The sequence below is a fragment of the bacterium genome (genome assembly GCA_037131655.1).
Lineage (GTDB): Bacteria > Armatimonadota > Fimbriimonadia > Fimbriimonadales > JBAXQP01 > JBAXQP01.
This window is the reverse complement of the sequence record JBAXQP010000166.1, coordinates 1-6,269: the sequence shown is the minus strand read 5'-3', so window position 1 is coordinate 6,269 and position 6,269 is coordinate 1. Positions and strand designations below refer to the sequence as shown.

The 6,269-nt window shown below is 46.9% G+C and carries 8 protein-coding genes; 1 reads left to right on the top strand and 7 read right to left on the bottom strand.

Translation table 11 applies throughout. The annotated features are described in order from the left end of the window. Nucleotides 1–498, bottom strand: a 498-nt coding sequence (locus WCO51_08575) for an IS3 family transposase (GenBank protein ID MEI6513312.1), incomplete at its 3' end; no start/stop codon positions are given. Continuing rightward, nucleotides 495–764, bottom strand: a complete 270-nt coding sequence (locus WCO51_08570; protein ID MEI6513311.1) for a transposase — start codon at nucleotides 762–764, stop codon at nucleotides 495–497. The genes WCO51_08570 and WCO51_08575, both read right to left, overlap by 4 nt. Before the next feature lie 366 nt (nucleotides 765–1,130). Here WCO51_08570 and WCO51_08565 point away from each other — a divergent pair, with 366 nt between their 5' ends. After that, nucleotides 1,131–2,426, top strand: coding sequence for a GGDEF domain-containing protein (locus WCO51_08565; GenBank protein MEI6513310.1), 1,296 nt, complete (start codon nucleotides 1,131–1,133; stop codon nucleotides 2,424–2,426). 12 nt (nucleotides 2,427–2,438) lie between these two features. Here WCO51_08565 and WCO51_08560 read toward each other — a convergent pair whose 3' ends face one another. The 5 genes from WCO51_08560 to WCO51_08540 all read right to left on the bottom strand — a co-directional run. Then, nucleotides 2,439–3,602 (bottom strand): trypsin-like peptidase domain-containing protein, encoded by a 1,164-nt coding sequence (locus tag WCO51_08560; GenBank protein MEI6513309.1) that lies wholly within the window; start codon nucleotides 3,600–3,602, stop codon nucleotides 2,439–2,441. After that, the gene (ribE, locus tag WCO51_08555) at nucleotides 3,599–4,081 is read right to left on the bottom strand and encodes a 6,7-dimethyl-8-ribityllumazine synthase (protein ID MEI6513308.1); all 483 of its coding nucleotides are present in this window, start codon (nucleotides 4,079–4,081) and stop codon (nucleotides 3,599–3,601) included. The genes WCO51_08560 and ribE overlap by 4 nt, the downstream gene beginning before the upstream one ends. A gap of 22 nt (nucleotides 4,082–4,103) precedes the next feature. Next, entirely contained in the window at nucleotides 4,104–5,345 is a 1,242-nt protein-coding gene (locus WCO51_08550; protein MEI6513307.1) for a bifunctional 3,4-dihydroxy-2-butanone-4-phosphate synthase/GTP cyclohydrolase II, read from the bottom strand. Between the two features lie 12 nt (nucleotides 5,346–5,357). Beyond that, nucleotides 5,358–6,002: a riboflavin synthase gene (locus WCO51_08545; protein ID MEI6513306.1), complete on the bottom strand. Its 645-nt coding sequence runs from the start codon at nucleotides 6,000–6,002 to the stop codon at nucleotides 5,358–5,360. Nucleotides 6,003–6,008: 6 nt separating this feature from the next. After that, nucleotides 6,009–6,269, bottom strand: a 261-nt coding sequence (locus WCO51_08540; protein MEI6513305.1) for an adenylosuccinate synthetase, incomplete at its 5' end; no start/stop codon positions are given.

Sequence of the window (6,269 nt, the reverse complement as noted above, 5' to 3'; positions counted from 1 at the left end):
CATCCGCTCATCCATGGACCATCCGGCGATCCCTTTGGAACACAAGTCCATCACCACACCCAGATACAGCCATCCTTCTTCTGTCGGCACATATGTAATATCCGCTGTCCATACGGTATTGAGCGTTGCAACGTCAAATTGCCGATTGAGTAGGTTCTCCGCCACCGGAAGATCATGGTTTGAGGCAGTGGTGAGCACGAACTTTCGCTTTTGCTTGGCGCGAATTCCCGCCTCTCTCATCAGTCTGGCCACGCGCCCTCGGCTACAGGCAACCCCGTCCTTGACGAGTTGCTGGTGAATACGCGGACTGCCGTAGCGCTTCTTGCTGTCCTTGTGGGCAGTCTCTATCCTAAGAAGGAGCTTTTCGTTCTCCTTCGCCCTTTTGCTTGCAGGACGATCGCACCAGCAGTAGTACCCACTCCTGGACACCCGCAGAACCCTGCTCATCGTTCCTATTCGGAACTGTTTGTCATGCGCTTGCATAAACTGGTATCTCATCGCAGTTCCTTCGAGAAGATACCCAGCGCTTTTTTTATGATGTCTCGCTCCTCAGTGACGATTGCCAGTTCCCGCCGTAAACGCCGGTTCTCCTGCTCGAATGTCTCCCTGACCTCCCCGCCACGGGTGGTCTTCGCCTTCCTAATCCAACTGATGAGCGAGTTGATGTTCACCCCCAGATCACGAGCCACTCGGGATTGACTCATCCCGCCCTCAATTGCCAAACGAACGGCTTCTTTCTTGAACTCTTCCGAATATCTCTTCATTAGTCTTCCCTCTACTAGTATACTGGTGTCCGTTTTTTCGGGGGAAGATCATTTTGCTTAGTCGGACTTGGCTATACAGCCGGGACATTGGTTGCCGGACGAACAGCAATATCGTTACTAAAAGAAGAATAAGTGATATGACCGAGTTAATACTCCACCAAACTCCTAGCATACCTACTAGATTTTGGGTGGAATAGAGGTTTTACGGTGTCAAACAGCCAATAATGTATCTAACACAAAGGTGTATAACCGGTAAAATTAACCTGTTATTGGATAGGAAATTAAACATCGCAGTCACGGTATTATTAGTTGAGTCGATGGCGTGCCTGATCTTATTGGCATTAGAATTGCACATCTAAAAGCAATATGAAAACTATTCGCGACGTAATGAGCCATCCGGCTATCTGGGTTAATCCTGATCACACGATTAAAACCGCAATCATCCTCTTTAAAGGACACGATATCGGCGGGTTGCCGGTATTGAAGGGGGATGATCTTGTTGGTTTTCTCGAATATCAGCAGGTATTAGGCGTGCCTGAAGAAACGCTGGTTGGCGATGTCATGTTAACTGAATTGACGACGAGCCATCCTGACATGCCTCTTAAGCAAGTCGCGGAAATGCTATCAAAAACGAATATTCACCGATTGGCCGTATTGGAAAATCACCGTCTTGTCGGTATTGTCTCAGCTTCCGATTTGCTGCTTGAGCTTGGCCGTTCATACGATCCGCTCACTCAATTGCCCTGGGCAGATACCCTTCGAGAGTGGTCTATCGATGCGTTGGCATCCGGCCGCGAAATCACCATTATATTTTTCGACCTTGACCGTTTTGGTATGTTTAATAAAAGATTTGGTCACTTAACGGGCGACCATGTTTTGCAGAAAGTTGCACAGGTCATCAAAGAAGCGGCTGACACTTCTCAGGATATGGTTTGTCGGTATGGTGGAGATGAATTTGCTATTACGACTATTCGCCGAAGCGATGAGGCTGCATTAATGGCAAGCCGAATATCGCGTGATATCAGCATGATTCATCTTGCCAGCGTTGATATCAGTGTGTCGGCGACCTACGGTTATTTTGGGGGTAAGAGAACACGTGAACGGGAACACGTTCACTATGCGGCAACTATTGATAACTTGATCAACCTGGCAAGCAAAGAATGTATGTCGATGAAAATCAATGCTGAAAATGAGCAGGAATACCTTCTGCAAGAACCTGTTCGCTCTCGTCCAAAGGTTGAGCCTCCTAAACCCTTATCCCAATCAAGTCCTATTGAGCTTCTGGCTTTAACTTATGTCACCGAGGATATAGCGGCGACAGCCAGCATTCAAATTAAATCAGGCGCACAGACATATGCGAGTTCTTTAAGTGGTCCTCCGAGACCTGAACAAGCGCTTGAATTGGTTGCCCAGGTAACTGCGAGTGCATTGCTCAAGATTCTTCCGAGGGATCATACGCTTCTTATCGAACAGGTTATCCAACAGATAGGGGCTGGTCAGCGTCCTTTAGTGACTGTTGTGGCAGTTTATGTGACGCCGGAAGAGCGAAAATCACTGGTGGGATCTGCGTTTGTTGAAGAGGACATTCATCGAGCGACAGCCTTAGCGTTAATTTCAGCAGTTAGCGCAGGAATAGGCAAAGTTGGCGGAGATAATAATTAGCAGAAGTAGGTTCTAAGAAGGAATTTGCTCAGGACGTTTGCCTAGTTTTATTTGAATTGGAACTTCTTTTCCATCACGCCAAATTTTAAGCATGATGGTTTTTCCAACTCCGAGCTTCTCAAGTTGGGTTGCAAATTCCCATCGATCGGTTACCGGTTTATCGTTGAAGCTGATAATTACATCATTGGGCTGTATGCCAGCTATCATAGCGGGACTGTTTCTAATAACGTCACTTACGAATAGGCCGTTGGGAGATCCGTCTAAATTAGCTACCTCACTAGGGTGTTGTTCTTTAATTGTCCCTGTTTCAGTGTATAAAATTCCTAGCCATGGCCGTGTTACTCGCCCTGATTGAATAAGTTGACGGGTAATGCGTTTAACGGTGTTGACTGGAATAGCGAAGCCGATTCCGATGCTGCCTGAATTTTCACCCCCACCTGCGATAACAGCGTTGATGCCGATTAGTTGCCCGTAGATATTCGCAAGAGCGCCACCTGAATTGCCGTGGTTAATTGATGCATCGGTTTGAATTACATTGGCATAACGAGTACTTCTGGATCGGTTTTCCTGCGCAACTTCAAAATTCCGATGAAGAGCGCTGACGATTCCTGAGGTGACGGTGTTCTCGAATCCAAGCGGATTACCCACTGCAATTACTTGCTGAGCTACCTGAAGCGTGTCGGAGTCGCCAAATTCAGCGGCAGGAAGGTTTGAACCAGAGATTTTTACAACTGCAAGGTCGGTATCTGGGTCTCTACCAACAGTTTTACCAATAAAGGAACGTCCATCAGAAAGTTTCACCTTAATGGTATCAGCGCCTTGGACTACATGGTTATTAGTAACGAGGAAGCCGTCGGGACTAATGATCACGCCTGAGCCTTTTCCGATGACGAAATTGGGTGGGAAGACTCTTCCAAAGAAATCTCTTTGCGGTTGAGTACGTCCTGATATTTCGATATTGACGACAGAGGGTGATATCTTGGCAGCAGCTTTAGCCAAAATTTCGCTGCCCGGAATAGGTGGATACTGTTTAGAAGCGGAATCGAGACGTTCTAAAACCTCTTTCTTGTTTTTAGAGACAAGAAAGTTCGGGACTAAGTTGACAGCATTTAATATAAGAAGGCATGCGATGAAAGCGAAGATAAAGAATATTGTGAAAAGCGCCGCTTTTCTCAAGTACGACCTCCATCACGGATTTGCTTCAAGACATGGACTGTTTCGATTGCGCTCGTCGCCGCTTCTGCGCCTTTATTGCCCATTTTAACGCCAGATCGTTCAACCGCCTGTTCGATCGTATCGCAAGTTAGAACTCCCCATGCAATCGGCACTCCCGTCTCAAGCGAGATTTGGGCAAGTCCTTTGCTAACTTGTGAAGCAAGATATTCTGCGTGAGGTGTATCGCCTTTCAAAATTGCGCCAAGGCACACAATTGCATCAAATCGCTTCGACCGCGAAAATTCCTGAGCAGCAAGCGGAGCTTCCCATGTTCCAGGAACCCATGCGACTTCGACATCATTCAAATCGACTTCATGTCGTTTAAGCGCATCGAGAGCACCCTCCAAGAGTTTAGTGGTAACAAATGAGTTCCAACGGCTCACTACGATCCCAACCTTAAACCCAGTTCCAATCAATTTGCCTTCATATACTTTAGTCATTTTTTTCTCCCAACTCGAAAATCTATTTCAGCCAATGCCCAAGCTTATCTCGTTTAGCGTTTAGATAGCGTAAATTATGTTCGGTAGGTTTTGATACTAGTGGGACATGCTCGACGATATGCAGACCATACCCGTCCAACCCTGCGATTTTGGCTGGATTGTTTGTCATCAGACGAATCTGTTTTAGTCCGAGGTCAGCCAGTATTTGCGCGCCGATGCCGTATTCTCGAAGATCGGCTTTGAAACCAAGGCTTTCATTTGCTTCTACTGTATCCTGACCTTGATCTTGAAGAGAATAGGCTTTTATCTTATTTAAAATCCCTATTCCGCGGCCTTCCTGGTTAATATAGAGTAAAACCCCTCGGCCTTCTTCAGAAATTCTTTCTAATGCGAGATGAAGCTGATCGCCGCAATCACAGCGAAGGCTTTCAAGCAAATCGCCTGTCATGCAACTCGAATGGACACGGACTAGTGTTGGCTCACCGCTTTTCAAATCTCCCATCGTAATGGCAACGTATGGATTGGGATCAACGGAGCACTCATACCCGTGAATAAAGAAGTCACCATAACGTGTTGGCAGTTTAACTGGGGGCGTTACTTTTTGGACAAGACGTTCGTTTCTTCGTCTGTATTCGATGAGGTCGGTGATAGTTGCGATTTTTAGATTGAATTTTTTAGCGAGTTGGATGAGTTCAGGCATTCTCGACATCGTGCCGTCTTCATTCATAATCTCGCAAAGCACACCGCTGGGATTTAGTCCGGCTAGCCGTGAAAAATCGACTGATGCTTCTGTATGACCGGCTCGCCTTAATACTCCGCCGTCAACAGCTTGAAGAGGGAAGATATGGCCGGGGCGTGAAAGTTCCGCTGGGTCGGTACTTGGATCCACAAAAACTTTAATAGTATGGGCGCGATCAAAAGCCGAGATACCCGTCGAAGTGCCGTGGATTGCATCAATGCTTTCGGTCATGGGGGTGCCAAGTTTGGCCGTATTCTCCTTGACCATAAGGGGGATGCCAAGTTCTTGCAAACGCTCTTTTGTGGCGGGAAGACAAATAAGACCACGGCCGTACATGGCCATGAAGTTAATCGCTTCCGGAGTGACCTTTTCAGCGGCCATAATGAAGTCGCCTTCATTCTCGCGGTCGGGATCATCCGTCACTATAAGCATCCGCCCCTGGCGAAGCTCTTCAAGCGCTTCATTGATGGTAGCGAATGTAAATTCGCCGTTGTTGTCAGAATTCTCTATTTTAGGCTCTATCATTTCTGTTGTAGCCTAAATATACCCCGCGTCCCTCAGCTTTTCAATGCTTAGGCCATTCTCTGCTTCATCGCTCCCTAAGAGCATCTTTTCAACATACTTTGCAAGTAAGTCAGTTTCTAGGTTCACCAGGTCGTTGATTTGGCGGATTTTGAAGGTGGTATTCTCGAAAGTATGAGGGATAATCCACATTGAAAACTGATTCGGCTCCACATCGACTACTGTAAGACTTACGCCATCTATTGCAACCGAACCTTTGGGAACAATGTATCGCATCAACTCTTTTGAAGCTTTTATAAAGAATATATGCGCGTTATCTTCACTGCGGACGGAAGCGACTGTGCCGACGCCATCAATATGCCCTTGAACGAAATGTCCTCCCATCCGTTGACCGGCAGCGAGAGCTCTTTCGAGATTTACAGGACTACCTGTGTGGAGCTGGCCAAGATTGGTGCGACGCATTGTTTCAGGAACGGCGTCAAAGGTGAGAAGAGCAGTATCGAGCGAAACAACAGTAAGGCAAACGCCGTTAATAGCGATGCTGTCGCCGATATTAGTTCCCTTGGCAATTAAAGGGCATTCGACAGTTACCCGTGCAGCATCGCCAGATTGGCGAATCTGAAACACTTTGCCGACTTCTTCGATTAGTCCGGTGAACATTCTAAGTTATCCCCAAAGCAATTCTGGTCGGGCAATAATGGTCTCAGTGCGCTCGGGACCGATGGAAGCGATCGATACAGGCACGCCAACATAATTCGAGATGAACTCTAGATAGGCTCTTGCATTAGTGGGGAGTTCATTCCATTTGCGTGCTTTGGTAGTATCGCTTTGCCAGCCGGGAATTGTCTCGAAAATCGGTTCAGCGCAGGATAAAACTTCAATATCACTACAGAATTGTTCGGTTATCGAATTTCCGATTTTATATGC

Coding starts and splice junctions, on each gene's coding strand:
- WCO51_08550 (MEI6513307.1), bottom strand. CDS start 5,345: ATGATAGAGCCTAAAATAGAGAATTCTGACAACAACGGCGAATTTACA.
- WCO51_08570 (MEI6513311.1), bottom strand. CDS start 764: ATGAAGAGATATTCGGAAGAGTTCAAGAAAGAAGCCGTTCGTTTGGCA.
- WCO51_08545 (MEI6513306.1), bottom strand. CDS start 6,002: ATGTTCACCGGACTAATCGAAGAAGTCGGCAAAGTGTTTCAGATTCGC.
- WCO51_08565 (MEI6513310.1), top strand. CDS start 1,131: ATGAAAACTATTCGCGACGTAATGAGCCATCCGGCTATCTGGGTTAAT.
- ribE (MEI6513308.1), bottom strand. CDS start 4,081: ATGACTAAAGTATATGAAGGCAAATTGATTGGAACTGGGTTTAAGGTT.